Annotated in this window: 25 protein-coding genes and 1 other RNA gene; 14 read left to right on the top strand and 12 right to left on the bottom strand. The window is 73.2% G+C overall.

The window, feature by feature from the left end; genetic code table 11:
* Positions 1–184 precede the first annotated feature (184 nt).
* On the top strand, positions 185–1,486 hold the full coding sequence (locus tag IE178_RS23565) for an IS701 family transposase (protein WP_438874412.1): 1,302 nt from the start codon (positions 185–187) through the stop codon (positions 1,484–1,486).
* Here IE178_RS23565 and IE178_RS23560 read toward each other — a convergent pair.
* The 5 genes from IE178_RS23560 to IE178_RS23540 form a co-directional block, all read right to left on the bottom strand.
* A complete protein-coding gene (locus IE178_RS23560) occupies positions 1,483–3,420 on the bottom strand; it encodes a helix-turn-helix domain-containing protein (protein WP_193513692.1) in 1,938 nt (645 codons plus the stop codon). The genes IE178_RS23565 and IE178_RS23560 overlap by 4 nt on opposite strands.
* A gap of 56 nt (positions 3,421–3,476) precedes the next feature.
* Positions 3,477–4,295: an AfsR/SARP family transcriptional regulator gene (locus IE178_RS23555; RefSeq protein WP_193513691.1), complete on the bottom strand. Its 819-nt coding sequence runs from the start codon at positions 4,293–4,295 to the stop codon at positions 3,477–3,479.
* Positions 4,296–4,976: 681 nt separating this feature from the next.
* Positions 4,977–5,297, bottom strand: a complete 321-nt coding sequence (locus IE178_RS23550; protein WP_193513690.1) for a site-specific integrase — start codon at positions 5,295–5,297, stop codon at positions 4,977–4,979.
* A gap of 205 nt (positions 5,298–5,502) precedes the next feature.
* Positions 5,503–6,054: a GNAT family N-acetyltransferase gene (locus IE178_RS23545; protein ID WP_193513689.1), complete on the bottom strand. Its 552-nt coding sequence runs from the start codon at positions 6,052–6,054 to the stop codon at positions 5,503–5,505.
* Positions 6,051–7,364, bottom strand: coding sequence for an NsdA family TPR-like regulatory protein (locus tag IE178_RS23540; RefSeq protein WP_193513688.1), 1,314 nt, complete (start codon positions 7,362–7,364; stop codon positions 6,051–6,053). The genes IE178_RS23545 and IE178_RS23540 overlap by 4 nt, the downstream gene beginning before the upstream one ends.
* Positions 7,365–7,525: 161 nt before the next feature.
* Between IE178_RS23540 and IE178_RS23535 the strand changes: the two genes are divergently transcribed.
* From IE178_RS23535 to IE178_RS23510, 6 genes are all read left to right on the top strand, one after another.
* Complete coding sequence (locus IE178_RS23535) at positions 7,526–7,939, top strand: ATP-binding protein (protein ID WP_318280208.1); 414 nt, start codon at positions 7,526–7,528, stop codon at positions 7,937–7,939.
* Complete coding sequence (locus tag IE178_RS23530) at positions 7,936–8,136, top strand: hypothetical protein (RefSeq protein WP_193513687.1); 201 nt, start codon at positions 7,936–7,938, stop codon at positions 8,134–8,136. The genes IE178_RS23535 and IE178_RS23530 overlap by 4 nt, the downstream gene beginning before the upstream one ends.
* Before the next feature lie 153 nt (positions 8,137–8,289).
* Positions 8,290–9,525, top strand: coding sequence for a phosphotransferase (locus IE178_RS23525; protein ID WP_318280207.1), 1,236 nt, complete (start codon positions 8,290–8,292; stop codon positions 9,523–9,525).
* On the top strand, positions 9,522–10,457 hold the full coding sequence (locus tag IE178_RS23520) for a lactate/malate family dehydrogenase (RefSeq protein WP_193513686.1): 936 nt from the start codon (positions 9,522–9,524) through the stop codon (positions 10,455–10,457). The genes IE178_RS23525 and IE178_RS23520 overlap by 4 nt, the downstream gene beginning before the upstream one ends.
* Positions 10,454–11,581: a phosphoenolpyruvate carboxykinase (ATP) gene (locus IE178_RS23515; RefSeq protein ID WP_318280206.1), complete on the top strand. Its 1,128-nt coding sequence runs from the start codon at positions 10,454–10,456 to the stop codon at positions 11,579–11,581. Before IE178_RS23520 ends, IE178_RS23515 begins: the two co-directional genes overlap by 4 nt.
* A 126-nt stretch (positions 11,582–11,707) precedes the next feature.
* Positions 11,708–12,061 (top strand): hypothetical protein, encoded by a 354-nt coding sequence (locus IE178_RS23510; RefSeq protein ID WP_193513685.1) that lies wholly within the window; start codon positions 11,708–11,710, stop codon positions 12,059–12,061.
* A gap of 66 nt (positions 12,062–12,127) precedes the next feature.
* On the opposite strand, the gene IE178_RS23505 is transcribed toward IE178_RS23510, so the two are convergent.
* Complete coding sequence (locus IE178_RS23505; RefSeq protein ID WP_193513684.1) at positions 12,128–12,628, bottom strand: hypothetical protein; 501 nt, start codon at positions 12,626–12,628, stop codon at positions 12,128–12,130.
* A 214-nt stretch (positions 12,629–12,842) separates the two neighbouring features.
* Positions 12,843–13,246: RNase P RNA component class A (gene rnpB / locus IE178_RS23500), an RNA gene on the bottom strand.
* A gap of 155 nt (positions 13,247–13,401) precedes the next feature.
* Between rnpB and IE178_RS23495 the strand changes: the two genes are divergently transcribed.
* The 5 genes from IE178_RS23495 (at position 13,402) to IE178_RS23475 (ending at position 17,011) form a co-directional block, all read left to right on the top strand.
* A complete protein-coding gene (locus tag IE178_RS23495) occupies positions 13,402–14,157 on the top strand; it encodes a MerR family transcriptional regulator (protein WP_193513683.1) in 756 nt (251 codons plus the stop codon).
* 47 nt (positions 14,158–14,204) lie between these two features.
* Positions 14,205–14,738 carry a hypothetical protein gene (locus tag IE178_RS23490; protein ID WP_184765511.1) on the top strand — a complete coding sequence of 178 codons (534 nt, stop codon included), beginning with the start codon at positions 14,205–14,207 and terminating at the stop codon, positions 14,736–14,738.
* Positions 14,739–14,808: 70 nt separating this feature from the next.
* On the top strand, positions 14,809–15,462 hold the full coding sequence (locus IE178_RS23485; RefSeq protein ID WP_193513682.1) for a TetR/AcrR family transcriptional regulator: 654 nt from the start codon (positions 14,809–14,811) through the stop codon (positions 15,460–15,462).
* Between the two features lie 27 nt (positions 15,463–15,489).
* The gene (gene yaaA / locus IE178_RS23480) at positions 15,490–16,272 is read left to right on the top strand and encodes a peroxide stress protein YaaA (protein WP_193513681.1); all 783 of its coding nucleotides are present in this window, start codon (positions 15,490–15,492) and stop codon (positions 16,270–16,272) included.
* An 85-nt stretch (positions 16,273–16,357) separates the two neighbouring features.
* On the top strand, positions 16,358–17,011 hold the full coding sequence (locus IE178_RS23475) for a bifunctional 4-hydroxy-2-oxoglutarate aldolase/2-dehydro-3-deoxy-phosphogluconate aldolase (protein WP_193513680.1): 654 nt from the start codon (positions 16,358–16,360) through the stop codon (positions 17,009–17,011).
* Here the strand turns inward: IE178_RS23475 and IE178_RS23470 are convergent.
* Genes IE178_RS23470 through IE178_RS23460 form a run of 3 tightly spaced genes read right to left on the bottom strand, consistent with a single transcriptional unit; the run spans position 16,986 to position 20,386 of the window.
* Positions 16,986–18,719: a histidine phosphatase family protein gene (locus IE178_RS23470; protein ID WP_193513679.1), complete on the bottom strand. Its 1,734-nt coding sequence runs from the start codon at positions 18,717–18,719 to the stop codon at positions 16,986–16,988. The two genes, IE178_RS23475 and IE178_RS23470, sit on opposite strands and share 26 nt — an antisense overlap.
* A gap of 12 nt (positions 18,720–18,731) precedes the next feature.
* Positions 18,732–19,475 (bottom strand): zinc ribbon domain-containing protein, encoded by a 744-nt coding sequence (locus IE178_RS23465; protein WP_193513748.1) that lies wholly within the window; start codon positions 19,473–19,475, stop codon positions 18,732–18,734.
* Positions 19,472–20,386 (bottom strand): Nif3-like dinuclear metal center hexameric protein, encoded by a 915-nt coding sequence (locus IE178_RS23460; protein ID WP_193513678.1) that lies wholly within the window; start codon positions 20,384–20,386, stop codon positions 19,472–19,474. Before IE178_RS23460 ends, IE178_RS23465 begins: the two co-directional genes overlap by 4 nt.
* Before the next feature lie 173 nt (positions 20,387–20,559).
* Between IE178_RS23460 and IE178_RS23455 the strand changes: the two genes are divergently transcribed.
* Both IE178_RS23455 and IE178_RS23450 read left to right on the top strand, forming a co-directional pair.
* Positions 20,560–21,861: a hypothetical protein gene (locus tag IE178_RS23455; RefSeq protein ID WP_193513677.1), complete on the top strand. Its 1,302-nt coding sequence runs from the start codon at positions 20,560–20,562 to the stop codon at positions 21,859–21,861.
* A 97-nt stretch (positions 21,862–21,958) separates the two neighbouring features.
* Entirely contained in the window at positions 21,959–22,126 is a 168-nt protein-coding gene (locus tag IE178_RS23450) for a hypothetical protein (RefSeq protein ID WP_184765346.1), read from the top strand.
* Between the two features lie 121 nt (positions 22,127–22,247).
* On the opposite strand, the gene chsH3 is transcribed toward IE178_RS23450, so the two are convergent.
* Complete coding sequence (chsH3, locus tag IE178_RS23445) at positions 22,248–23,105, bottom strand: enoyl-CoA hydratase ChsH3 (protein WP_193513676.1); 858 nt, start codon at positions 23,103–23,105, stop codon at positions 22,248–22,250.
* 118 nt (positions 23,106–23,223) lie between these two features.
* The gene (locus IE178_RS23440) at positions 23,224–24,657 is read right to left on the bottom strand and encodes an MFS transporter (protein ID WP_193513675.1); all 1,434 of its coding nucleotides are present in this window, start codon (positions 24,655–24,657) and stop codon (positions 23,224–23,226) included.
* Positions 24,658–24,771: the final 114 nt, after the last annotated feature.

The following is a 24,771-nucleotide window of genomic DNA, read 5'->3' as shown; positions in this document are numbered from 1 at the left end:
GCCACACCCCGCCGGAGCCCTGTCGGCCGTCGCGTCCCCGGGCTCACCGGACGGCCGATTCAGCAGTGGTCCGGCACGCATGAGCGACGGGAGGTGGGTGCCGTGGACACCTCGTCCGCGGCACCTTCGCGGAGCGATCGTGGGAGGGCAACAGAGCGGGCCCACCCCCCACGGTTGGAGTGTCGTGAACACAGCTGTCATCAGGCGAAGAGACTCGGTAAGACCGCTGACGGTGCCTCGCCGGAACCGGCGCCCCGCCGGCCCGGCCTTGTCCGACGACGCCGTCGGCGAACTCTGCGCCACGTTGTTCTCCTCCTTTCCCAGGAAGGACCAGCGGCAGCGCGGAGAGCAGTATCTGCGCGGGCTGCTCACCACCCAGGGACGCAAGACCGCGCGCAACATCGCGGCCCATCTGGGTCCGCCCGCCACGGAGCAGACGCTGCATCACTTCATCGCCGACTCCACCTGGAACTGGCGGCCGCTGCGCGCCGCGCTGGCCGCCCATCTGGAGCGGAAGACGGCCGTCCAGGCCTGGGTGGTGCGCCGGATGTCGATACCGAAGACCGGTGAGCACTCGGTCGGTGTCGACCGCGTGCTCGCCCCGCACCTGCGCCAGACGTTCCGCGGTCAGCAGGCCTTCGGCGTGTGGCTCGCCTCCCAGGAACTGAGCGCGCCCGTCGACTGGCGTCTGGTCCTGCCGGATCAGTGGGTCCACGACCACAGGCTGCGCGACCGGGCGGGCGTTCCGGAGGAGGCGGGGGCGGAGAGCCCGCAGGAGTGCGCCGTCGCGGTCGCCCTGGAGGCCGCGCGCCGCTGGGGGCCGCGCAGACCGGTTCTGATCGATCTGCGGGACGGCGACTTATCGGCGGCGGTGGCCCCGCTCTCTGAGGCGGGTGTCCCCTTCCTCCTCCGGATCAGCGGCACCCAGCGGCTGTCCGTCGCGGACCGCGCCATGCCCGGCTTCCGGGGCGGTCCGCTGCCGGCCCAGCGGATCCTCCAGCTCGTCAAGGGGGTCCGCCGGCCGGTGCCGTGGCAGGACACGGCCGCCGGACTCGCCCCGCGCACGTCGCTCGCCGCGACCATCCCGGTGACGCTGTCGGATCCTTCCGGTGCGACGCGCGGACTGTCCCTGCTCGGTGAGTGGACCGACCCGTCCCGTCCGCCGTCCGCGCTGTGGCTGACGGGCATGACGCAGCAGGGCCCCGGTCCCCTGTTGCGCCTCACCAAGCTCACCCGCCGCGTGGACGCGGACTTCGCGCGCGTCGGCGAGGAGACCGGGCTGCGGGACTACGTGGGCCGTTCCTTCCGCGGCTGGCACCGGCACATGACGCTCGCCTCCGCCGCCCACGCGGCCGTCGTGCTGTCCGGCGCCGACTACCACGGCGGCTCCGGGGACGGTTACGCCGGCGACTCAGGGGACGGTTACGCCCGCGGTTACGACGGCGACTCCGAGAGTGGCCGTACGGCCGAACTCGCCTCCGCCTAGGCGTCCGTGGCCGCCCGGCGCTGCCGGCGCAGAACCTCGCGGGAGCGGTGCAGCCGCAGCGCCAGCTGCACCTCCAGCGTCTTGCCCGGCTGTTGCCACGCGTCGCCGAGCAGGTCGGTGACCCGGTCGAGTCGTCGGGACACCGTGTTGGGGTGGACGTTCAGCAGGTCGGCCGCGCCGGCCTGGCTGCCGCCCGAGGCGAAGTACGACTCCAGGGTGCCGGTCAGGTCGGTGAGCCGGTCGCGGTCGTAGTCGAGAACCGGGCCGATCGCGCACTGGATGTAGCCGTCCACGTCGTGGTCGTCGGAGAGCAGCAGGCCGAGGAAGCCGAGGTCCTTCGCCGAGGCCGTGCTGCCCGCGCCGTCGAGCGCGGTCAGCGCGTCCAGGCAGCGCAGTGCCTCCTTGTGCATCCGGCCGATGTCGGCGGCGCACCGGCCCGGCCCCGCCGCGCCCACCGACACCGGGTGGCCGAGCAGCGGTGACAACTGGTCGGCCACGGCGCGGGCCGCGGCCGAGGCGTCCGTCCCCGGCAGGAGCAGCACGATGTTGCCGCTGTGGACCGTCTTGAGCCCGGTCATCCGGTGCGCGTAGGAGGAGGCCCACACCACGGCTCGTCCCTGCTCGCCGCCCTCGGGATGGGCGACGAGCAGGACGTGGGGCGCCTCCAGGTCGATCCCGAGGCGGCGCGCACGCTGCACGAGGTAGTGCGTCTGGTGCCCGCTGCGGGTGGCGGCCGCGAGGAGTTCGTCGAACAGGTCGTCTCGTACGGGCCCTTCGGCGACGGCGGTACTGCGCCGCAGGAGGAGCTGGATCGCGAAGGTCTGCGCGGTCAGTCGGAGCAGCCCCTCGTCCTCCCCCACCAGCGCCGTGGTCGGGCGCAGCACCAGCACGCCCAGGTCCTCCGCGCCCGCGGTCACCGGGGCGACCCAGGTGCCCTGGGCGGTGACGACGGGCCGCAGATGGGCGTGCGCGTCCAGGGCCGCCTCGGCCACGGCCGACTCGTCCAGATCGCCGAGGTCACCGCTGGTGGCGAGCGGCCGCCCGGCCGGGTCGCGCAGTTGCAGCGCCGAGTCCAGCGCGTCGCCGGCCGCCTTCGCCACGGTGGTGAGGTCGGCACCGGCAAGCAGCAGGCCGAGGGTGTGGCTGTGCGCCTCGTTGAGCTGTCGCAGCCTGACCAGGCTCGTACGGGTGCGGAAACCGTCCAGTTCCAGGCGGGCGAGCTCGCCCTGGGCCTGTTCGAAACTGCCGGCCCGCTCGATGGCGACGGCGGCGAGCGCCGCCAGCGAGCAGACCAGCACTATCTCGTCCGGGCTGAAGTGGCGCACGGAGCGGGCGGCGCCGTAGAGCACACCGGCGGTCCGCTCGCCGTTGCACATCGGCACGGCCATCATGGCGTGCAGACCCTCGGCCCGTACGACCTCGTCGGTGCGCTCGTCGTGCGTGAGCGTGTCGTCGTCGAGGTAGTCGGCCGTCCACAGCGGCGCTCTGGCCGCCAGGGTCGGGTGGCCCAGGCCGTAGGAGGCCGGGATCGTGTGGCCGGTGGTGAGCGCGGTGGTCGAGCCGTCGCAGACGTGCACCCGCAGGGCGCCGTCCGGCTCCAGGAGGGCGATCGACGTCATGTCGAAGTTGAGGAGCCGCTTGACCTTCCGGGTGACCACCTGGAGCAGGGACTCGACGTCATGGCGGGACGTCAGGTCCCGTGCCGTGTCGACCAGGTCGGCCAGGCCGTCCTCGCGCTGACGATGCTGTCCCTGCCAGGCCTGTACGCCACGGGCCAGGTGCACGGCACGCTCCAGACGGGCCAGTTCCTGTTCCGTGGTGCCGTCGCGCCGGGCTCGTTGCAACACCTCGTCGAACCGGCCTGACGGAGCCTGTTCGGCGAGGAGTTCGAGGACGGCCATCAGGCCGGTGTCATGGGTACGCGAAACCGTCATGATGTGGGAGCCCTCCCAGCCCGTCGTGCGCGTTTTCGCCCGTTATCGGCCCGAAATCAGTTCGCCGGTGATCCTCCGGTCAACTGGAGACGGGGAAGGGTGACGGACGGGAAGCACGCGGCGCGCCGCGTGCCGAACGGTCCCGACGCGGACCGCCGCGGGCCGCCTGCGGGTACGGCCGCACCACACGCCCGTGATCCGCGCCGCGTTCCGAGCTCCGTCACCATCACCTCGTACCGGGCCGGCGAGTTGCGGAATCGGGAGAGGAAGACGGACAGACCGGTGTAGAGGTCGTGCCGGCGGCCGAGCCTGCGCTGCGCCTCGACCCACTGGTCGAGGGCCCGCAGCCGCGCCTGTTCGAGGCGGGCGATGTGGGCCCGCAGATGGGGGCCGGTCACCACTCCGGTGTACGCGTCGGCCGTCCACAACGCCAGGGCCTCGCCCAGCCGTTCGGCCGCCGTCTCGTAGTCCTCCAGCTCCATGGCCCGGTAGCCCGCGCCGGCCGCGCGCTGGAACACGCGGAGGTCGGAGGTACCGCCTCCGGTGTCGAGCCGGTAGCCGCCGGACAGCGTGACGAGGACGTCGCACGCCGTCCGGCGTCCGGACGCGGTGGGTGCGCCCGCCGCCTCTTCGCGGCGGAGGCCCAGCGCGGCGTCGATCAGCTCGCGCAGCCGCCGGACGTGGCTCTCTATCATCTCCCCCGCATGATGCGGTGGGCCTTCCGGCCAGAGTTCCTGTGTCAGGACGGCCGTCGGCACGATGTGGTCGGCATGGGCCGCGAGCAGTGCGAGCAGCTGACGGGCCGATGCCTCGGTGGGAACGATGGGCGTCCCGCTCTCGTGGACGGTGAGCAAGCCCAGCACCTTCAGATCCATAGCGCCCCCTCTATGATTCGCGTCCTGCGACCGTAAGATAATAATGATCACTTCTTTTTTAGGGAAGATAAATATCGACGCCGAGGAGCACTCGGCGAACAGAAGTGGTACGAACGAGCGGTCTTCCCTCGCGGCTCCGACACGGCGGCTGTACGGGTTGATCTTCCGTGTCCGGTCAGCTGGTCGCTTCCGCCGTGACGTTGCTCCAGCGGCGGTGGCAGTCCGCGGCTTCGTACGGGTGGTGGCGGCGCCATGCGGACCGGAGCAGGACATGTTCCAGGTCGCGGCGGGGTGCGGGGATGGGGAGCAGCGTCGCCCGTCCCTCTGCTCCTGGGACTTTCAGGGACTTCCAGCGCCGTCCGAGGGACCTCCGAGGGATTTCCCGCCGCCTGACGCGGCAAGCCCTCGAAAGATCGGAAAGGGCCTGAGACGCAGGTCTGAGGCCCTTTCCGCAGCACAGCTGCAGGTAGCGGCAGACGAGTCGGGCTGTACGCCGGGGATCGTCTCCCGGTAAGTCTTTGCAGCCGCTGGCCTGGGAAGCAGCGCCGCGCCACCCTGCCCGGTGCACAACGGGTGCACAGCGGCCGGAGCCGTGTGTACCCGCGCGCCGAGGCGGGCGGGGCGCTGATCAACCGTGGTCATCGCGGATACCTTAAGCCGTGTGGTGGGTGGGTCACATGGTCATCGCTGCGCGGCGGTGAGCACAACGCCCCCCGCCGGAGCCCGGAGCAGGAGGCCAGCACGGGCCAGCTCCCGCTCCGCCTGGGGCACCAGGGCGGCCTCCGGAAGACCGGACGGCGCCGGGAAGCCGTACAGCTCCTCGAACAAGGCGGGCGCGTTCTCCCAGTCCACTTCGAGAGCGAAGCCGTACGTGTCCAGCGTCTCGGCCAGGGTGCCGTGCCGCATCCGGCCTTGTACGCTGCGCGGCGGCACACCGGTAGCGATCAGCACCGCGTTCATGAAGTCGCGCAGGTCCCCGAAGGTGGCAGCCTCCGGGACCATGACGCCCTTGGTCCGCGCCTTGTCCTTCGCCAGGTTGAACGCCCGGCACAGGCCGTTCTCCTGGACCGGGCTCCAGTAGCGGGACAGGCCCGAGGACCAGGCCGCGCCCGTCGTCGCACAGCTCGGCTTGTTCGGGGACGGCTGACCCGCGCAGCAACTCCGCTCCGTTCCGCCGGCCGTTACCGAACGGAGCCGCCGCGGTTGCTTAGGTCAGGGTGCGCACCATCGTGGCGTAGACCGGGGCGTCGGGGAACGGCTGCTGATCCCCGACGTTGCGGTAACCCCAGCTCTCATACAGCGCCTTGACCTTTGGGTGGGTCGGCTCCACCAGGAGCGTCACCCGCTCCTCGGAGCGCCCGGCCAGCAGCTCCTCATGGATGCGCCGGGACAAGCCGGTGCCGCGCCAGGGCTTGCGCACCATCAGCTCGAACAAGGCCAGGGTGCGGTTCCCGTCCTCCACCGCCTCCTCCTCCGGCAGCGGCTGAAGCATGCCCGCCCACCAGGCCGAGCCCTTGGGAAGCGTGGAGGCGAAGGCGTACCCGGCGGCCTCGCCCCCGTCGTACGCCACAACGGCTTCCCACCCGGACCGGGAGGCGTATCCCTCCAGCCGTTGGTCAAACCGTTCCACGGAGAAGAACGGGTCAGAGAGCTGGTCGGCGTACACCTCGGCGTAAAGCGAGACCAGGGTGGGCCTGATGTCGGGGAACTGGTCATGGCTGTACCGGATGAGTTCCACGGTGTCGGCTGGCGCGGTCACTGGGTGTCTCCTTCGGATGGTTGGGTCAAGCGGGCTCGGGCGCGTTCGTTCCACTCGCGGGTGATCGCGGCGCCTGGCGCCTTCATGTTCAAGGCGGAGGTGAAGGTGCCCAGGAGGCGGGGGACGCGACCGGTGGGCACAGTGCCGGACGGCGGCATCACAGCGGCGGCGGTGATGGTCGCCTGCTCCAAATCGCCCTGCTTTAGCTGCGCTAGGGCGGCCTGGGCGGTGTAGTAGGCCCGGTTTCGGTGCTGGTCGTCGCGGAGGGCGGCCAGGCACTGGTGGGCGTAGTACTCGGCATCGGCGGCGCGGCCCAGCCGGTAGTGGGTGATGCCGGTCAGTCCGTGGAGTTCCCCGAGGGTGTAGAAGCCCATCGAGGCGGGCCGGAGCTGGGCGAGGTCGGCGCGGCCGAAGGTGGAGGCGGCTCGGTCCAGGGCTCGCAGGGCTCTCGTACGGTCGCCCGCGCTGGCGGTCGCCAGTGCCAGGCGGGCGCTGCTGAGCGACGCGTACAGGGGGTCTCTGCGGTGTGCGGCTGTGACCATGGCGGCCTCGGCTGCGGCGATGGCGTCCGCGTGACGGCCGCGCTGGTCGGCGAGCATGGCCGCATACCGCCATGTCTGGTGCTGGACTTGGCCGTCTCCGGAGAGCCCGGCGAGGGTGACGGCCTGCTCCATGTAGCGCTGGGCGTCATCGAGGCGGCCGGAGTCGACGGCGGCCCACATGGCGGTGGCGGTGAAGGTGGCGGCCAGGGCGTACAGGCGGCCTCTCACACGACCTGTGGCGCTCCCGTTCTGCTGGAGTCCCAGCGTGCGCCGTACCTCCTCGTTGGCCTGCTCCTCCAGGTCGGGGCCACCGCCGTTCTGGTCGTCCTGCTCGTACAGCCCGGCGAGCCTGTCTCGCAGGCGCTGCACGTCGGCGAGGCCCACGGTAGGGCGCGCGGTGGTTCGCGGCGTGGCGGCGGCGTTGGGTGCAGTGAGCGCCAGGGCGGTACCGGTGGTGGCGGTTATGAAGGCGCGGCGGCGCACAGGGTCCTCCGGTGGTGCTGGGGTGGGCGCCGGTTGACGTCCTCGGGGGACGAATCCCAGTCGGGTGGCAGGCAGCCCAGTGACGTTCTCCAGGGCCAGGCGCTGACGGTCCTGGGGCCATCGGTTCTCACCTGATAACCAGCGGAACACGGTGCGTTCGGAGACATTCCCTCGTCTCCCCGTGAGCTGGTCCATGGCGTCGTTGACCAGCTCGGCCAGTTCAACGGCCGTCACCTGGTGATGGTCCATCCAGTCCGCGAGGTCCTGGTTTTTGCTCCGCGCCATGGGATCACGGTAGGGGTGGCGCGCACACCCCAGAAAGTAAAGGGGTGGCCAATTCGTCAGGGTCAGTGCGAGCACGCGGGCGGTGTTCGTCATGCACGCGGCCCCCTGGTGGCCGGTTAGTTGGTGCACACGGAACGCGAGCACCTCCGAGGGACGCGACGATGACCATGACGGCTGCATCCGTAGGACCACAGCGCTACCAGGAGCGTTACCCGGCACGGCCGGAGGCCGCGACCCAGGCGCGCCGGGACATAGCGCTGGCCCTGGAAACCTGGGGCCTTCCGCACCTGTCCTTCGCTGCTGAGCAGATCGTCACTGAGTTGGTCGCCAACGCCGTGGAGCACACCGACGCCGCCACGGTCGGCGCTTCCATCACCCGCACCGGTGAGGGGTCCGCGCGGATCGTCGTCACGGACACCTCCCGCACGAGACCCACCCCGGTCGTTCCGCCCGCCGACGCCGAGCACGGGCGTGGCCTCCTCCTCGTCGAAGCGCTCGCCAACGACTGGGGCAGCGAGTTGGTGCACGGCGGGAAACGGATGGGGGCTGAGCTGCGCACGGACACGAAGCCATGAGCGGGCAGCCGGTGGGGAGCCTGCCGGACGTGGCCCGGCTCCGACCCCGGCAGCAGATGGCCATGGATTGCGCCCGGTGCGCCCGTCCCCTGGGGAGCGGCGGCCGTGTGTGGGGCGAGGTGCGCCACCTCGGGCTGCTGTTCCGGCTGTGGGTCTGCGCGCCGGAGTGCCTGCCGCCCGTCGAGGGCGAGAGATAAGCCGCCGCCCCGTCTCCGGAAGGCCGGACAGCCCGGAGCCGGGGCGGCCTCGACCACCTCCCTCCCTGCGTCCCCCGTCGGGGAGGGAGGCCCGACCTTTCCGGCCCGGAGTACCTGCCGTGCACGGACAGCAAGCCAACGAAGGAGGCGTTCGTGACCATCGACGTTCCCACCGCTCCACCTCTGCGTGAGGTGTTGACCCGGCCCGGCGTCGGGGAGGTCTTCGTGCACGCCGCTGCCCAGATCCACCGGGCCGCCGCCGACCTGTGGCCCGGCGTACCGGTCTGCCTGGAGCAGCACGTGCCCAGCGTCACCAGCTACGTGCACCGCGCCCGGGTGGGAGACCGCATCCTGTACGCGAAGGTGTCCGTCCTGGGCGTCTCCCTGGTGTCCCTGCTGCGCGGCGCGTGCGGCAACTGGCCCAACGTCGTGGAGGCACAACGGCAGTACGTGCAGCGCGCGGACGGCCTGCTGGAGCGGGAGGCCGCCCAGCTCCTGCTCCTGGCCGGCATGGAGCAGCCCCGGGTGTGCGCGCTCGCCGGGACGAGCCGGGGTGTGATGTTCACCGAGCGGGTGACCGGCCCGACCCTGGGAGAGCTGCTGCTGGCGCGCCCCGGGGACACGGCCGAGCTGCTGGCGGTGCCGCTCGCGGAGCTGCGCCCGCTGCACCGGCCGGACGTCGTGCGCCGCTTGGAGCCGGGCGGGGTGATCGGGGAACGCAGCATGACGGGCACGTTCCTGCGCAAGTTCAACGGCCTGTCCGGGTCGGTGTACGTGGACCGCCTGGGCGCCGAGCGGTGCGCCCCCGGGCAGCGCCAGGAGGTGGTGGAGCTGCTGCGCCGTGCCGTGGCGCGGCTGCACCGGCTGCGTATGGGCCTGGCCCCGGCCACGCACACCACGCTGGCGTACGGGGACCTCAAGCCGGAGCACGTGTTTCCGAACGGACCCGAGGGGCGGCCGGTGCTGCTGGACCCCGGGCTGTTACGGGCCGGTCCGAGCGTGGACGTGTCCAGGCTGCTCAGCCGGACCGTGCTGTTCATGGCCGCCCGCCAGCCCGGTGCGGCCACCGCACGCCAGGTCGTGGAGGGGCTGGGCGTGTTCGGGCAGGCGCGGGCGCTGCGGCTGTCCCGCCAGGCGTGGCGGGTGTGGCTGCGGGAGCTGCTGACACTGTGGCTGATGGACACCACCAACATCCTGACCACGTACCTGTCCGCGCCCTCCGCGCTGCCGCTGCCCGGCCACGGCCTGGCCCTGGTGGAGCGCGCCGTGGCGGTGTGCACGCTGGTGGACGCGGTGAGCGCCGACCTGGCGACCGGCGCGGACGTATGCGGCGTATGGTACCGCGCCCTGGACCATGCCCTGGACCATGCCCTGGCGGTGGCCTCATGACCCCGCCCGCGCCCCCGGTGTCGGCGGTCGGCGTCATCGGGGCGGGAACGGTCGGGCAGGCCGTGGCCGGGGCGCTGGTGGCCTCCGGGCTGTGCGCCCGGCTGCTGATCACCTCCCGGACGCCCAAGCAGACGGCCGCCCTGGTGGCCGACCTGGACGACATGCGCGCGGCGGTCGGCTCCCCAGTGCGCCCGGCCGCCGTGTCCGTGGCCGAGCTGGTGGACTGCCGGGCCGTGGTGGTGGCCGTGCGCGCCCGCTTCACCAACTCCCACACCACGGACGTGCGTATGGGCGGCGCGCACGCCAACGCGCCCGTGATCCAGGCCCTTGGCGCGGTGTTGCGCGGCTACACCGGCAGGGTGCTGATGGTCACCAACCCGGTGGACGTGATGGCCCGCCTGTTTGCCGACGCCTCGGGCTGCGCTCGGGTGTTCGGCGTCGGCTCCAACCTGGACAGCGCCCGCTACCGCCTCACCCTGGCACGCCTGCTGGACGTGCCGATGGGCGCCGTGGACGGCCACGTGATCGGGGAGCACGGGGACGCCGCCGTGGTGTGTGCCTCGGCCACCCGCGTCAACGGCCATCCCCTGCCCGTCCCCCTCCAGCAGGTACGCGACGAGCTGACCACCCGACCCGGACGGATCAACGCCGGGATAGGCCGCACCCGCTCCGGACCGGCCGGTGCGGTCGTCACCGCGCTGCGCCTGGCGCTCGGTGTGGAGGACGGGCTGGTGGAGCTGTCCGCGCCGTACCGGGACGGGTGGCTGGGAATTCCGTTGCGGTTCACGGCCGGGCGTCCCCTACCGTGCCTGCCTGCCCTGGACGAGGCAGAGGCCCGCCAGCTCGACGCCGCCCACACCAAACTCCGCGCCGCCTACCGGGCGTTGCGCGGCACCCCATCCAGTCCACTTCCGACAGTGAGGACCCCGTGACCACCTACGCCACCCGCCTGGACGCCGCCGACGCGGCCGTGTCCGTGCTCTCCTCCACCCAGGCCGTCACCGACTGGTCCCGCCGCTACTTCGGGCCGTGGTGGAACGCCACCGACGCAGCCCCGGAGAGCGTCTGTGCGGCCCCGCTGGTCGTGGCCGACGTGGACGCCCCGCAGTACGCGGACGCCGCCCTGGCCGTAACCCAGGCCCCGCACACGAGCACCACCTACGCCAAGGCCCACACCCTGGTGGCCCGGGACGACGCGGAGGGCGTCATCACGGCTGTCTCCCCGGAGGAGGGCCTGGCCTACCGGTCGGAGACCGCCACCGGGCGGCTGACCATCGTGGGGTGCGATACCGAGCCGGTGGCCACCGCCGCCGCCCGCCTGGCGCGGGAGGCCATGCGCGGCGTGCTGCTGCGCTCCGGCTGGTCCGTGCTGCACGCCTCCGCCGTCGCCCTGGACGGCCGGGTGATCCTGGCGTTCGGGTCCAAGGGCGCAGGCAAGACCACCAGCGCCGTGGCGATGGCCGCCCGCCACGGGTGGGAGCTGCTGGCCAACGACCGAGTGTTCGTCCGCGTCAACGCCGCCGGGGGCGTGGACGTGCTGCCGTGGCCCTCGGCCGCCGCGCTCGGCCTGGGACTGCTGGACGCGCTGGGCTGGTTCGACGTGGCCCGGGAGCGGCTGGAGGCCGGGGAGTCACTGCACCCCACCCAGCACCAGCGGGTGACGGACGCGCTGCTGGCCGGGCAGCGGGAACCGCTGTGGGACGGAGGGGGGGAGTTGAAGGCGCAGGTGTTCCCCGACCAGTTCCCCGCCTGGTTCGGCCTGGACCTGGCGACCGGCGGGCAGGCTGCCGCGCTGGTGTTCCCCCGTATCGAGCCAGGCGCGACCCCGGCCGTGGCCGAGGGCGGGCGGCAGCTCAGTGAAGCGGACTTCATGAGCGGGAAGACCGAGGACCGGTACCCGGACGTGTTCGAGCTGGCCCGCGTCGATGGCGGCGGCACCACCGACGCGCGCCAGGCGGTGGCCGAGCGCCTGGCCGAACTGCCCCACCACTCGGTGGTCCTGGGCCACGACCTGGCCGCGAACGCGGACTTCCTGGTGAAGGTCGCCGCCGCGTAGCCCCAGCTCGTACAGCTTGCCCCCACAGCCTCCGCTGCGGCGGGGGCCGTGGTGCGTCCGGCACCCCGCGGACCGTGCCATGCGATTCCCGGGCGCTGCTGCCCCCGCGCCGGGCAGGATGGCCCCATGCCGCCGAGAACCCGCCGCACGCGCACACCCCGGGGTTGGGACCTGTTGGGGGAGCCGTACTACAGCGAGCCCGGGGCCGAACCGCCCCGCCCGAGCCTGCCGGTGTTCACCCCGGCGACGCTCCCGGAGCGCTACCTGACTCGGAAGCAGGTGGAGGAGCTGGGACTGACTCCGGGGCCTGCGGTCGGGGTGCTGCGCTGGACGCCGCCGGGTGCGGTGGTGGAGAAGGAGTGCGCGGTGTTCGACCGGCTGTCGGCACGGCCGACTCCCCCACGTGAACCGGACCTGTTCGACGCCGTGAAGGAGGAGCAGCGCCGCCCACGAGCCCGCCGCGGCGGCTCCTGTGCGTAGCCGTCGGCCTAACGGAGCGGAACCATGGCCCATCCCCACCACCGGGAGGGGTGGGCCGTGACGTTCTCAGCGGCCGGTCAGTTCCTCGGCCGCGCACTGCCCGGCGGCGGTGATGAACTCCCGGGCTGCGCGCTTCCCTGCCTTCTGCCTGTCGTTCGCGGTCACGCCCTCCATGGCCTTGGCCTCGACCTTGGCGTTCTCCGTCACGGTCACCAGCTCGGCCTCCGTGGCGGCCAGCCACTGGCCCACGGCGCGCTCCCAGGCGGCCGGGCCGGTGGTGGTGATGGTGAAGGCGTCGTTCCCGGTCTTGTGGCGGTTCTTCACCGACGTGTACATGTACTCGCCGCCCAGGGCCTGGATGATCCCGATGACCGCTTCCCGGCGCTGCTTGCCGAACTGGTCCCGGTTGTCCACCTCCACGGAAAAGTCCACGGCCTCGTCCGGCTCCTCGGCCGGTGCGGCGGTCTCCGCCACGGCGGTGGGCGTGGCCTCGGCGGGCACCGTGGAGGTCTTGCAGAAGGCGGTGGCGTACCCGTGCTCGGCCACGTACGCCTCGGCCTGGTCCACGGTCTGGGGGCTTCATTCGTTTCCGGGCACGCCGGAACACCCCGCCGGAAAGATCACGGCGGGGCGCGGCTGATCACGTAAGCAGGCGGGCGCGGTGCACAACGGGTGCACATTCGCGCGGGAAGCCCCGGGAATCCCAGGGAAAACGTGGCTCCGAAAGAGACACGGCCCGGGGGTCTGACCAGGACGTAAGCCCTGATCAGACCCCCGGCGAGAGACGAGTCGGGCTGTACGCCGGGTTCTGTTCCGGCGGGTCCTCGCGGTCCCGCCGGCGACGGCCATCCATCTAGGGCCGGCGTTGCCGCCGGCCTCGTGCGGTCTACCCGCGGACTCGGGCGGGCAGCCCTCGAACGTCCGCGCAGAGCGCTTTTCACGGCGCTCCTCTTGACCTTGCTCCGGGTGGGGTTTACCTAGCTGCCCAGGTCACCCTGGGCACTGGTGGTCTCTTACACCACCGTTTCACCCTTACCCGGTGCCGAAGCACCGGGCGGTTTGCTTTCTGTGGCACTGTCCCGCGGGTCACCCCGGGTGGCCGTTAGCCATCACCCTGCCCTATGGAGCCCGGACGTTCCTCGGGGAGCCCCGTGAGGGACTCCACGCGGCCGCCCGCCCGGCTCGTCTGCCGTGCCGACCATGCTACCGGGCCCGAGCCGGGCCGCGGCGCGGTGGCCGTCGCCAGGACCGGGCCGGTGAGGATCAGGGCGAAGGCGGCCGGCACCGTCGCGGTCAGCGTGGCTTGACCCTGTCGCAACGTCAACGTTTCTACTGGTCCCATGCGGATCGGAGAACTCGCCGCCGCCGTCGGCGTCACCACGCGGGCGGTGCGGCACTACCACCATCTGGGACTGTTGCCGGAGCCGGAGCGGCGGGCCAACGGCTACCGGGACTACACCCTGCGGCACGCCGTCGTCCTCGCCCGGGTCAGGCGGCTGACCGAGCTGGGGCTGGGGCTCGCCGAGGTGCGGGACGTCCTCGCGGACGACGCCGGGAAGGACCTCGTCGAGGTGCTGACGGAGCTGGACGAGGATCTGGCGCGGCAGGAGGAGGCGATCCGGGAGCGGCGGGCGCGGCTGCGGACGTTGCTGGAGTCGGAGGGCGGGCTGGTGGCCGAGGGGCCGGTGTCGACCGAACTGGCCGCGCTGTTCCGCGAGGTGGGGGACGTCACCGACTCCCCCACGGCCGCCAAGGACCGGGAACTGCTGGCCCTCATCGAGACCGCGGCGCCACCGGAGGAACGGGAGCGGATGATGGGGCTGCTCAGCGAGGTGGTGGGGGCGCCGGGCGGGGTGGAGCGGGCACTGACCGTGTACGGGCTGCTCGACGCGCTCGCCGACGTCGGTCCGGACGACCCGCGGGTGGAGGAGGCCGCCCAGGCCCTCGCCGCGTGCGTGCCGGCCGAGCTGGTGACCGAGGGGGAGGGCATCGACGCGAGCGACAGCTTCCTGCGGGCTGTCTACGCCGACTTCGCGCCCGCCCAGGCGGAGGCGATCCGCCGGACGCTGCGGATCGTCGCGGAGGGCCGGTCGTGAGGGGCGTGCGGGTGGCCCGGGCGCTGGCACGGCACGAGCTGCGGCTGATGGCGAGCCTCGGACTGTGGCTGGTGCGGCGCACGCACGGCACCGGCGACGGGCGGGCGTTCGGGTACGCGGGCGGGCAGGCGGCCATGATGTCCGGGTTGGCGTTCGTGTGCGTGGTGGAGACGGTCGCGATGTCCGTGCTGCTCGCCGACTGGCCGGTCCTCCACGCGGTGGTGCTCTTCCTGGACGTGTACACCGTGGTCTTCGTCGTCGCGCTGCACGCCGCGTCCGTCGTGCGTCCCCATGTCCTCGGCCCGGGCGTGCTGCGGGTGCGCCAGGCCCTCCACGTCGATCTGCGGATACCGCTGGAGCGGATCGCCTCGGTCCGGCGGGAGCTGCGGATGACGCACGAGAAGGCCGAGGGCGAGCTCGACGTCGCCGTCGGCTCACAGACGACCGTCACGGTGGAACTCACCGAGCCGGTCGCCCACGTCACCTCCTTCGGACGGTGTCATGAGGTCCGTGTGGTCCGCTTCCACGCGGACGACGCGGACGGACTCGTACGCGCCCTGGCCAGGCCGGTCCCGCTGTAGCCCTTCCCTTCGGTGATACCGTCTAACCGGACCGGGCGACCCGGGCGGCGACGGCGGAAGGGGCACGGTGGTGGCGGGCAAGGAGGGGCGGACGCCTCGCGAGCGGTACCGGAGTCAGGTGCGGGCGGAGATCAAGGAGCGCGCCCGGGAGCAGATCGCCGCGTCGGGGGCGCCGGGGCTGTCGCTGAACGCCATCGCCAAGCAGATGGGCATGAGCGGACCCGCGCTCTACCGGTACTTCGCCGGCCGCGACGATCTGATCACCGAGCTGATCCGGGACGCCTACCGCAGTCTCGCCGACGCCGTCCGCGCCGCCGCCGCGCCCGGCGCGGACCTGGCCGGACTGGGACGCGCGCTGCGCGCGTGGGCACTCGACGACCCCCAGCGCTACTTCCTCGTCTACGGCACCCCCGTCCCCGGCTACCACGCCCCCGACGACGTCACCACGATCGCGCGCGAGATCATGGCGACCCTCCTCGACGCCGCCCGGCTCACCGAGGACCACGCGGACAGCCCCGGCCTCGAAGCCCATCTCGCGCAGCACCGCCAGTGGGCGGGCGACCACCCCGCCGACCCGGCCGCCCTGCGCCGCGCGCTGTCCTTCTGGACCCGCCTGCACGGCGTGCTGTCCCTGGAGCTGGCGGGCCACTTCACCGGCATGGGCTTCGACCCCGCCGTGCTCTACGGCGCCGAACTGGACCGGCTGACGCACGCCGTACCCTGACTCGGAGCTCTACCCGAAGGAGTACGTGTGCTTGTCCTGCTGCCGCCGTCCGAAGGCAAGGCCGCTTCCGGCCGCGGTGCCCCGCTGAAGCCCGAGTCGCTGTCGCTTCCGGGGCTGGCCGCCGCACGGGAGGCCGCCCTCGCCGAGCTGGTGGACCTGTGCACCGGCGACGAGGACAAGGCGCGCGAGGTGCTCGGGCTGAGCGAGGGGCTGCGGGGCGAGGTCGCGAAGAACGCGGAGCTGCGGACCGCCGGGGCGCGGCCCGCCGGGGAGATCTACACCGGCGTCCTGTACGACGCCCTGGACCTGGCGTCCCTCGACACGGCGGCGAAGCGGCGGGCCGCCACGTCCCTGCTGGTCTTCTCCGGGCTGTGGGGCGCGGTCCGGGTCACCGACCGGATCCCCTCCTACCGCTGCTCGATGGGCGTGAGACTGCCCGGGCTGGGAGCACTGAGCGGACACTGGCGGGCGCCGATGGCCGAGGTGCTGCCGAAGGCGGCGGGGAACGGGCTGGTCCTGGACCTGCGGTCGGCGGCGTACGCGGCGGCCTGGCGGCCGAAGGGCGAGGTGGCCGAGCGGACGGCGACCGTCCGCGTGCTGCACGCGCCGACCCGGAAGGTGGTCAGCCACTTCAACAAGGCGACCAAGGGGCGGATCGTACGGAGCCTGCTGACGACCGGGGCGGCGCCGAAGAACCCGGCGGAGCTGGTGGAGGCGCTGCGGGGCCTCGGGTACGAGGTGGAGGCGGCGGCGCCTGCCAGGGCGGGGACGGCGTGGGCGCTGGACGTGCTGGTGGACGAGGTGCACTGACCCTGCCCTGCCCGGCCCGAGCCCTCCATTGCGCGATGCGCAACGACCTTTGCGCACTCTGCGCCAGTGCGGGCAGGATGGCGCCATGAGCTCTCCCCTGCCCTCCTCCCCCTCGGTTCTCGATCTCGCCCCTGTCGTGCCCGTCGTCGTCATCGAGGACGCCGCCGACGCCGTACCGCTGACGCGTGCGCTGGTGGCCGGGGGGCTGCCCGCGATCGAGGTGACCCTGCGGACGCCCGCCGCGCTCGACGCGATCCGTGCGGTCGCCGGCGAGGTGCCGAAGGCCGTGGTCGGGGCCGGGACGGTGATCACGCCCGAGCAGGTGGGCGAGGCGGTGGACGCCGGGGCTCGGTTCCTGGTCAGCCCGGGGTGGACGGACGTTCTGCTGGACGCCATGCGGGGGTCCGGGGTGCCGTTCCTGCCGGGGGTGTCGACCACCTCGGAGGTGGTGGCGCTGCTGGAGCGCGGGGTGCGGGAGATGAAGTTCTTCCCGGCGCAGGCCGCGGGCGGGACCGCCTATCTGAAGTCACTGGCCGGCCCGCTCCCGCAGGCCCGTTTCTGCCCGACCGGAGGCATCGGACCCGACTCCGCTCCGGACTATCTCGCGCTGCCCAACGTGGGCTGTGTGGGCGGGAGCTGGATGCTCCCGGCGGACGCGGTGGCCGACCGGGACTGGGACCGGATCGAGCGGCTGGCCCGCGAGGCGGCGGGGCTCAGCGCAGGTGCGAGGTGTCGTTGAACAGGCGGACGCTGGCGTTGCCGTCGGCGTAGTACGCCACCGCGGACAGCGAGGCCGCCGAGAGTTCCATGCGGAACAGGGCCTCGGCCGGGGCGCCCAGGGCGAGCCGGACGAGGGTCTTGATCGGCGTCACGTGCGTGACGAGCAGGACCGTGCGGCCGGCGTACGCGGCGATCAGCTTGTCCCGGGCCACCGCGACCCGGGTCGCGGTGGCCGCGAAGCTCTCGCCGCCGCCGGTGGGTGCGGCGTCCGGGGAGGCGAGCCAGGCGTTCAGGTCGTCGGGGTGGCGGTCGCGGACCTCGCCGAAGGTGAGGCCCTCCCAGGCGCCGAAGTCGGTCTCGCGCAGCCCGTCCTCCACGCTCACGTCGAGCCCGAGGCGGGCGGCGACGATGCCGGCGGTCTCGCGGGTACGGGCGAGGGGGGAGGCGACGATCGCCTGGACGGTACCGCGCCGGGCGAGGGCGGCGGCGACCTTCGCGGCCTGTTCCCGGCCGATGTCGGAGAGGGAGGGGTCGCTGCCTCCACTGCCCGAGAAACGCTTCTGCGGCGTCAGCGGGGTCTCACCGTGCCGCAGCAGGACGAAGGTGGCCGGCGGGCCCAGATCGGCCGGCGCCCACCCGGCACCGGGCGTGGCCACGGCCCGCGCGGCCCGCACATCGGCGTCGGCCCTGGCCGTCTCGGCACCGGCAGCGACGGACTCGGCACCGGCACCGGCGGCGGCACCGGCGGACGCTGAATCGGTACCGGTACCGGCGGACTCGGCACCGGCACCGGCGGGCTCGGAAGCGGAAGCGGCACCGGCGGACTCGGAACCGGCACCGGCACTGACACCGGCGGGCTTGGAACCGGCACCGGCACCGGCGGGCTCCGAACTGGCACTGACACCGGCGGGCTTGGAACCGGCACCGGCACCGGCGGGCTCCGAACTGGCACTGGCACCGGCGGGCTCCGAACTGGCACTGGCACCGGCGGGCTTGGAACCGGCACCGGCACCGGCGGACGCTGAATCGGTACCGGCACCGGCGGACTCGGAACCGGCACTGGCGGGCCCGGAAGCGGAAGCGGCACCGGCGGACTCGGCACCGGCACCGGCACCGGCGGGCTCGGCACCGGCACCGGCGGACTCGGAAGCGGAAGCGGCACCCGCGCCAACAGGCTCCGACGTCGGCGCCAGTGCGGCGCGGACGCGGGCCGCGCCCGCCACCGCGTCTCCGGGCGGGCCCGTCGGTTCCGGCGTCACGGGGCGCGCGGCCGGGGTGTCCAGGGCGGCCCGGGAGGCCGAGGCCGACCACGCCTCCCCCCGCTTGCCCGCGTCCATCGCCTCGTTGGCCAGGCGGTCGGCGTGCTTGTTGCGCTCGCGCGGGATCCACTCGTACGTCACCCGCTCCGGCGGGAACACCCGTGCCGCCTCCGCCGCGAGCGGCTTCATACCCGGGTGCTTGATCTTCCAGCGGCCCGTCATCTGCTCGACGACCAGCTTGGAGTCCATCCGGACGTGGACCGTGGCCTCCGGGTCCAGCTCGTGCGCGGCGCGCAGGCCGGCCAGCAGGCCCCGGTACTCGGCGACGTTGTTCGTGGCGACGCCGAGGTACTCGGCCGCCTCCGCGAGGGTCTCCCCCGTCGCCGCGTCACTCACCACGGCCCCGTACCCCGCGGGCCCCGGGTTGCCCCGCGACCCGCCGTCCGCCTCGACGATGAACTCCCGCACGGGCGAACGCCCCTACAGTCCCGACTCGGACGTACGCACCAGGATGCGGCGGCAGTTCTCGCAGCGCACCACCGTGTCGGGGGCGGCGGACCGGATCTCGTTCAGCTCGGTGATGGCGAGCTCCTGGCGGCAGCCCTGGCAGCTACGGGCGTACAGCTTCGCGGCACCGATGCCGCCCTGCTGCGCGCGCAGCTTGTCGTACAGCCCCAGCAGCGCATCGGGGACGGAGCCCGCGATGACCTCGCGCTCCTTCGTCACCGACGCCACCTCGCCGTCGATCTCCTCGACGGCCGCGTCCCGGCGCGCGGTGGCGTCGTCGATCTTCCCCTGCACGGACCCGACCCGCTCGGTCAGCTCGGCGACCCGCTCCTGCGCGGACTCGCGGCGCTCCATGACCTCCAGGACGACGTCCTCGAGGTCGCCCTGCCGCTTGGCGAGGGAGGCGATCTCGCGCTGGAGGTTCTCCAGGTCCTTGGGCGAGGAGACGGCACCGGAGTCGAGGCGCTTCTGGTCGCGGGCGGCGCGCTGACGCACCTGGTCCACGTCCTGCTCGGCCTTGGTCTGCTCGCGGGCGCAGTCGCTCTCCTCGGTCTGCGCGGCGACGAGCAGGTCCCGCAGCTGGGTGAGGTCCCGGTTCAGCGACTCGATCTCGTCGTGCTCGGGCAGCGACCGGCGCCTGTGCGCGAGCTGCTGGAGGCGGACGTCGAGGTCCTGGACGTCGAGGAGTCGGATCTGGTCGGCGGGCGCGGCGTTCAGTTGGGGGCTCCAGATGTATCGGCGTCCGAAGGGGCGCGCGAAGCGCTCCCTGGAAGGGTGGTGGTGGGCGACGGGCGGGCGGACGCCGCGTGGGCGGTCCAGGGGTCGGTGACCGTTTTCGAGACGTGGACCCGAAGTCCCCATCCGTGGCGGTCGGAGATCTCGTCGAGCTGGGCTGCGGCCAGCTCGCACCAGGGCCACTCGGTGGCCCAGTGCGCCGCGTCGAGCAGCGCGAGGGGGCTGTGGGCGCGGGCCGCCATGAATTCCGCCGCCGGGTGGTGGCGCAGGTCCGCGGTGAGGAAGGCGTCCACGCCGGCGGCGCGGACGTGGTCGAAGAGGCTGTCGCCGGAGCCGCCGCTGACGGCGACCGTGCGCACGAGCGCGTCCGGGTCGCCGGCCACGCGGATGCCCTGCGCGGTGGCGGGGAGGCGTTCGGCGGCGCGGGCGGCGAGGTCGCGGACGGTCAGCGGGTGGTCGAGCTCGCAGACGCGGCCGAGGCCCCGGCGGCCCTCGGGATCGGCGGGGTCCGGGACGAGGGGCCGTACGACCCTGAGGTCCAGGGCGCCGGCGAGGGCGTCGGAGACACCCGGGTCGGCGGTGTCGGCGTTGGTGTGGGCGACGTGCAGCGCGACGTCGTTCTTGATGAGCGTGTGGACCACACGGCCCTTGAAGGTGGACGCCGCGACAGTGGTCGTCCCGCGCAGATAGAGCGGGTGGTGGGTGACAAGCAGGTCGGCGCCCAGCTGCACCGCCTCGTCGACGGTCTCCTGGACCGGGTCGACGGCGAACAGGACCCGGGTGACCTCCTGGTCGGGCTCGCCCACGACGGTGCCGACCGCGTCCCAGGACTCGGCCCGCTCGGCGGGCCACAGATTGTCCAGCGCGGCGATGACTTCAGACAGACGGGGCACGCCTGCAAGGCTACCTGGCCGTTCCGTGCCGGAGTACCGGCTCCCTGGAGCACACACCCTTCCTCTTCCTCAGGAGAATCGTTCCTGGAGCACCCTTACGTGTGAAGTGCGGGCCCACCACTCCGCCGCCCGCGCAGACGAAAACTACGTTCGTCACTGGAGGTGACCGAACGATGACGGTCTGTGCCATCGAACCTGCGGCGGAACACCAGGACGGAGCCGGACGGGCGGGCTGCACCATCACCGCGGACGGTTGCTACGCCGCTCGCCTCGCCCTCGCCGGCGACTCCTTCTTCCCGGAGCGCTGGACGCTGGACGGCCCCGAGCCCTACGCGGTGCCGCTGCCGGGCAACCAGCCCGAGGAACCCGGCACCGAGGTGCAGCCCCTGAGCGACGGGCGCGTCCTCATCCACCGGCTGGTGGACGGACGGCACGCCTTCTGCCTGCTGTACCCGACCGGCCCCGGCACCGGCGAGCTGCCGCTGGGCACGGTCGAGTGTCCGGACGAGGACACCCGGCTGCGACTGCTGCCGCCCGCCCCTGGCGGGGAGCGCGCGTACGCCCTCGCCGTGGGCCGGCGGTCGACGGCGGTGTGGCTGGTGGCCGGCGGCGCGTTCGGGCCCGAGCATCTCGCGGAGGTGCCGGGCCGCTGCTCGGGCGGGGTGTGGCTGGACCGCGCGGGCCGGATGCTGGCCCTGGACCGGGAGACCGGCGGGCGCACCAAGGCGGTCGTGGTGGACCTGGAGCGCGGCGGTGAGATGTCCCCGCTGCTGCAGATCGCCGCCGAGAGCGACGACCGGGTGCTGCTCGCCGACCCGGACAGCGGGCTGCTGCTGATCCGCTCGGACGCGCCCTCACCCGGGCGGGGCCGGCTGGGCTGGGGGGTGCTGGGCAGCACGCTGCCGGTGCGCTTCCCGGAGTGCCTGCGGCTGGCGGACTGCGCGGTCACGCCGTTCGCGATCCAGCCGGGGCAGATGCTGGCGCCGGAGGGCTGCGCGGTGGCGCTGCGCATCGACGGCGCGCTCGGCAGCTGGGTCGGGGTGTGGCGGCCGGCGGAACGGCAGGTGCACCACTTCCCGGCCCCGGAGGGATGGCTGACCGGTTCCGGACTGTGGACGGTGGACGGGGTGCTGCGGCTGCCGTACGCCACCCGGGCGGTGCCGTGCGGCGTGGCCGGGCTGCGGGCGCCGGGGCAGGAGCGGCAGCCGGAAGGGCTGGAGGTGCGTCCGCGTCCGCCGGTGGATCTCCCGGACGCCCCGGGCTCCGGAGAACCACCGGGGGTGCGAGGCGGACCCGCGCCCGCCGGCGGGCTCCCGCGCCCCGGTGCGCTTCCGCCCCTGGCGGACCCCGTGGCCGACGGCCGACCGCCCGCCGTCGTCCCGCGGTCCGAGACGCACGGCGGGCCCGAGACGCCTCCCGCCCCCCGCCCGGTGCCCTTGCAGCAGGCGCCTCTGGGACGGCTTGTAACGAAGTAGTGGCGGTCGGCGTGGCCGTCTGGATTCGGGCCGTGGGGTGCCGGTTAGACTCGCCCGGCTGTAGGAAAGATCGTGTTTACGGGGTGAATTCCTTCCGATGAACGACATCAGGACGAACGAGTCGCGGTCCGCCCAGGACGGGCAGACCGCCGCAGGTCACGGCAAGCACCGGGGGCCGGTCTCCACGCAGGACGCCGAGGCGTCCCCGCGCGGCCGGCACCGCAGGCCGGCACAGGAGAAAGAACACGCGGAGTCGGCTGCCTGACACACCGTCAGCCACTGCGCACCCGGCCCCGCCCGTCGCACGACGAGCGGGGCCGTTCGTCGTTCACGGCTCGGCCGTCCGCCACCGGCGGAGTCCCCCGCCGCTTCGGCCGTCCGCCCCTTCAGGAGTGTTCGACAGCGGTGTCGGCGAGGACGGGAGCCTCGCCCCGTTCCATAACGCTCACCACCACACGCACCTCGCCGTCCCCCCGCCACATCCGGATCCGCAGCGTCTCGCCCGGATGGACGACCCCGGCGAACCGGGTGGTGTAGGAGCGCACGCGGGTGACGTCACCGCCGAGCAGGGTGTCGACGACCGCCTTGAGCGTCATGCCGTAGGTGCACAGCCCGTGCAGGATGGGCCGTTCGAAACCGGCGCGCTCGGCGAACGCGGGGTCGGCGTGCAGGGGGTTCCAGTCGCCGGAGAGGCGGTAGAGCAGGGCCTGGTCCTCCCGGACGGCTCGTTCGAGGGTCCGGTCCGGTTTCCCGGTGGGCGCCTCGCGCCGTAGGGACGGGCCCCGTTCACCACCCCAGCCGCCTTCGCCGCGTACGTGGATCCGGGCGTCGCCGGTCCACAGCGGACCGTCGGCGTCGGCGGCCTCGGTGCGCATGACGAGCACGGCCGCCTCGCCCTTGTCGTACACGGCGGTGATACGTCCCGTGGTGGTGGCGGTGCCCTCGGCCGGCAGGGGGCGGTGCACGGTGAGCGACTGCCCGCCGTGCAGGACGCGCGCCAGGTCGACGTCGACGCCGGGCATGGACAGTCCGTCGATCACCCCGGGCGATCCGGCGCCCGCGACGGTGGCGAAGCTCGGCAGCACGTGCAGCCGGGACTCCAGGGTGTAGCGCAGTTCGTCGGGGTCGGTGGCGGGCAGGCCCGCGCCGATGCCGAGGTGGTAGAGCAGGACGTCCTTGGCGGTCCAGGAGATCTCGCCGGTCCGGGGCGGGGCGGCGAGCGCCCTGGCTGCGTCGATGGGCATGGGGCTCCTGATCGCCGGAGGGCCGCGGGAAGAACCAAGAAGAACCGACAGGAACCAACCTGTCCAGCCCAGCCCCCCGGCGGATGCCGGCCAGGGCGCTCCACGCCGGCCGGGGCGCTCAGTGCACCGCCGCCACCCGCCGCGGCAGCCACACCCACATCAGCACCGCCCCGGCGGCCAGCACGACCGCGCCCGTGCCGAACACCACCGCGTAGCCTGCCGTGAGCGTCTCGGGGGTCGGGGCGGAACCCGTCGTATGGGCCGCCGCGACGGTCGACATGACCGCGAGTCCCAGCGAACCGCCCATCGTGCGGGAGGTGTTGACCAGCCCGGAGACCAGACCGGCCTCCTGCGGTGCCGCGCCGGACGTGGCCAGTGCGGCGAGCGGGGTCCCGGCGAGGCCCGCGCCCAGCATCATCAGGATGCCCGGGAACATGATCGCGGTCAGATACGCGCCGTCCGCGGTCATCGTCGACTGCCAGCCGAAGCCGGTCGTCGCGATCAGCGTGCCGAGCACCGCCACGGTGCGCGGGCCGGCCGTACGCATCAGCCGGGGCGCGAGCTTGGAGCCGATGATCACGGCGAGCGAACTCGGCACCAGGGCCAGCCCCGCCTCCAGCGGGGTGTAGCCGAGCACGTTCTGCGCGTACAGGGTCATGAAGAACCACATGCAGAACATCGCGGAGCCGCTCAGGAACATCGCCGCGTTCGCCGACGCCACCGAGCGCAGCCGCAGCAGCCCGAGCGGCATCAGCGGGGCCTTGGCCCGCGCCTCGACGAGGAGGAACAGGGCGATGAGGGCGAGCCCGGCGCACAGCGGCACCAGGGTGGCGGTCGCCGTCCAGCCCTCGGCCTCGGTCCGGGATATGCCGTACGCCAGGGTGGCGAGGCCGGCGGTCACCAGCACCGCGCCCGGCAGGTCGAGCCGCCGCCCGTCCCCGGCCCGGCTCTCCGCCGGCCACCGGGCGGCCCCGGCCAGCACGACCGCTCCGATCGGTACGTTGATCAGCAGCACCCACCGCCACGACAGCACGTCCACCAGTACCCCGCCGACGAATCCGCCGGCCGCGCCGCCGCCCGCCCCGACGGCCGTCCAGGTCGCGATGGCCCGGGCACGGGCCGCGCCCTCCGGCACCGCGGAGGTGACGATGGTGAGCGTGGAGGGGGCCAGCACGGCCGCCCCGAGTCCCTGCACCGCCCGCGCCAGCAGCAGCTGCCAGCCCTCCTGGGCGAGCCCGCCGGCCAGCGAGGCCAGCGTGAACAGGCCGAGGCCGACGAGGAACATGCGTTTGCGCCCGTAGAGGTCACCCGCGCGTCCGCCGAGCAGCATGAAGCCGGCGAAGGCGATGGCGTAGGCGTTCACCACCCACTGCAGGCCCTGCTCGTCGAGTCCCAGACCGGTGCGCAGGGACGGCAGTGCGACATTCACCACGGAGATGTCGAGTACGACGAGGAACTGCCCGGCACAGGCGAGCGCCACCACCAGCCACGTGGGGGGCGAGGCACGGCCGGACACGCGGGCGGTGTCGGTGGCTTCGAGCATGCGCGCCATGCTCTCAGCCGGTCCCCGTTCCACGCATCGCGATTTCGAGGCGACCGGACCGTGGCGTGCCGTCGTGTCGTCACATGCTCAAGGAACGGTCAAGAATTCGTTAGTGTGCCGAAG

Origin of the sequence: Streptomyces griseoloalbus, assembly GCA_014650015.1 — a bacterium.
Taxonomy (GTDB): Bacteria; Actinomycetota; Actinomycetes; order Streptomycetales; family Streptomycetaceae; genus Streptomyces; species Streptomyces griseoloalbus.
This window is presented reverse-complemented; position numbering and strand designations above follow the sequence as displayed.

What these genes read in the sequence shown, in the direction of transcription:
- IE178_RS23560 (WP_193513692.1), bottom strand. Translation starts at nt 3,420, where the DNA reads ATGACGGTTTCGCGTACCCATGACACCGGCCTGATGGCCGTCCTCGAA.
- IE178_RS23555 (WP_193513691.1), bottom strand. Translation starts at nt 4,295, where the DNA reads ATGGATCTGAAGGTGCTGGGCTTGCTCACCGTCCACGAGAGCGGGACG.
- IE178_RS23550 (WP_193513690.1), bottom strand. Translation starts at nt 5,297, where the DNA reads ATGGTCCCGGAGGCTGCCACCTTCGGGGACCTGCGCGACTTCATGAAC.
- IE178_RS23540 (WP_193513688.1), bottom strand. Translation starts at nt 7,364, where the DNA reads ATGGCGCGGAGCAAAAACCAGGACCTCGCGGACTGGATGGACCATCAC.
- IE178_RS23535 (WP_318280208.1), top strand. Translation starts at nt 7,526, where the DNA reads ATGACCATGACGGCTGCATCCGTAGGACCACAGCGCTACCAGGAGCGT.
- IE178_RS23530 (WP_193513687.1), top strand. Translation starts at nt 7,936, where the DNA reads ATGAGCGGGCAGCCGGTGGGGAGCCTGCCGGACGTGGCCCGGCTCCGA.
- IE178_RS23520 (WP_193513686.1), top strand. Translation starts at nt 9,522, where the DNA reads ATGACCCCGCCCGCGCCCCCGGTGTCGGCGGTCGGCGTCATCGGGGCG.
- IE178_RS23510 (WP_193513685.1), top strand. Translation starts at nt 11,708, where the DNA reads ATGCCGCCGAGAACCCGCCGCACGCGCACACCCCGGGGTTGGGACCTG.
- IE178_RS23495 (WP_193513683.1), top strand. Translation starts at nt 13,402, where the DNA reads ATGCGGATCGGAGAACTCGCCGCCGCCGTCGGCGTCACCACGCGGGCG.
- IE178_RS23490 (WP_184765511.1), top strand. Translation starts at nt 14,205, where the DNA reads ATGGCGAGCCTCGGACTGTGGCTGGTGCGGCGCACGCACGGCACCGGC.
- IE178_RS23475 (WP_193513680.1), top strand. Translation starts at nt 16,358, where the DNA reads ATGAGCTCTCCCCTGCCCTCCTCCCCCTCGGTTCTCGATCTCGCCCCT.
- IE178_RS23455 (WP_193513677.1), top strand. Translation starts at nt 20,560, where the DNA reads ATGACGGTCTGTGCCATCGAACCTGCGGCGGAACACCAGGACGGAGCC.
- IE178_RS23450 (WP_184765346.1), top strand. Translation starts at nt 21,959, where the DNA reads ATGAACGACATCAGGACGAACGAGTCGCGGTCCGCCCAGGACGGGCAG.
- chsH3 (WP_193513676.1), bottom strand. Translation starts at nt 23,105, where the DNA reads ATGCCCATCGACGCAGCCAGGGCGCTCGCCGCCCCGCCCCGGACCGGC.
- IE178_RS23440 (WP_193513675.1), bottom strand. Translation starts at nt 24,657, where the DNA reads ATGGCGCGCATGCTCGAAGCCACCGACACCGCCCGCGTGTCCGGCCGT.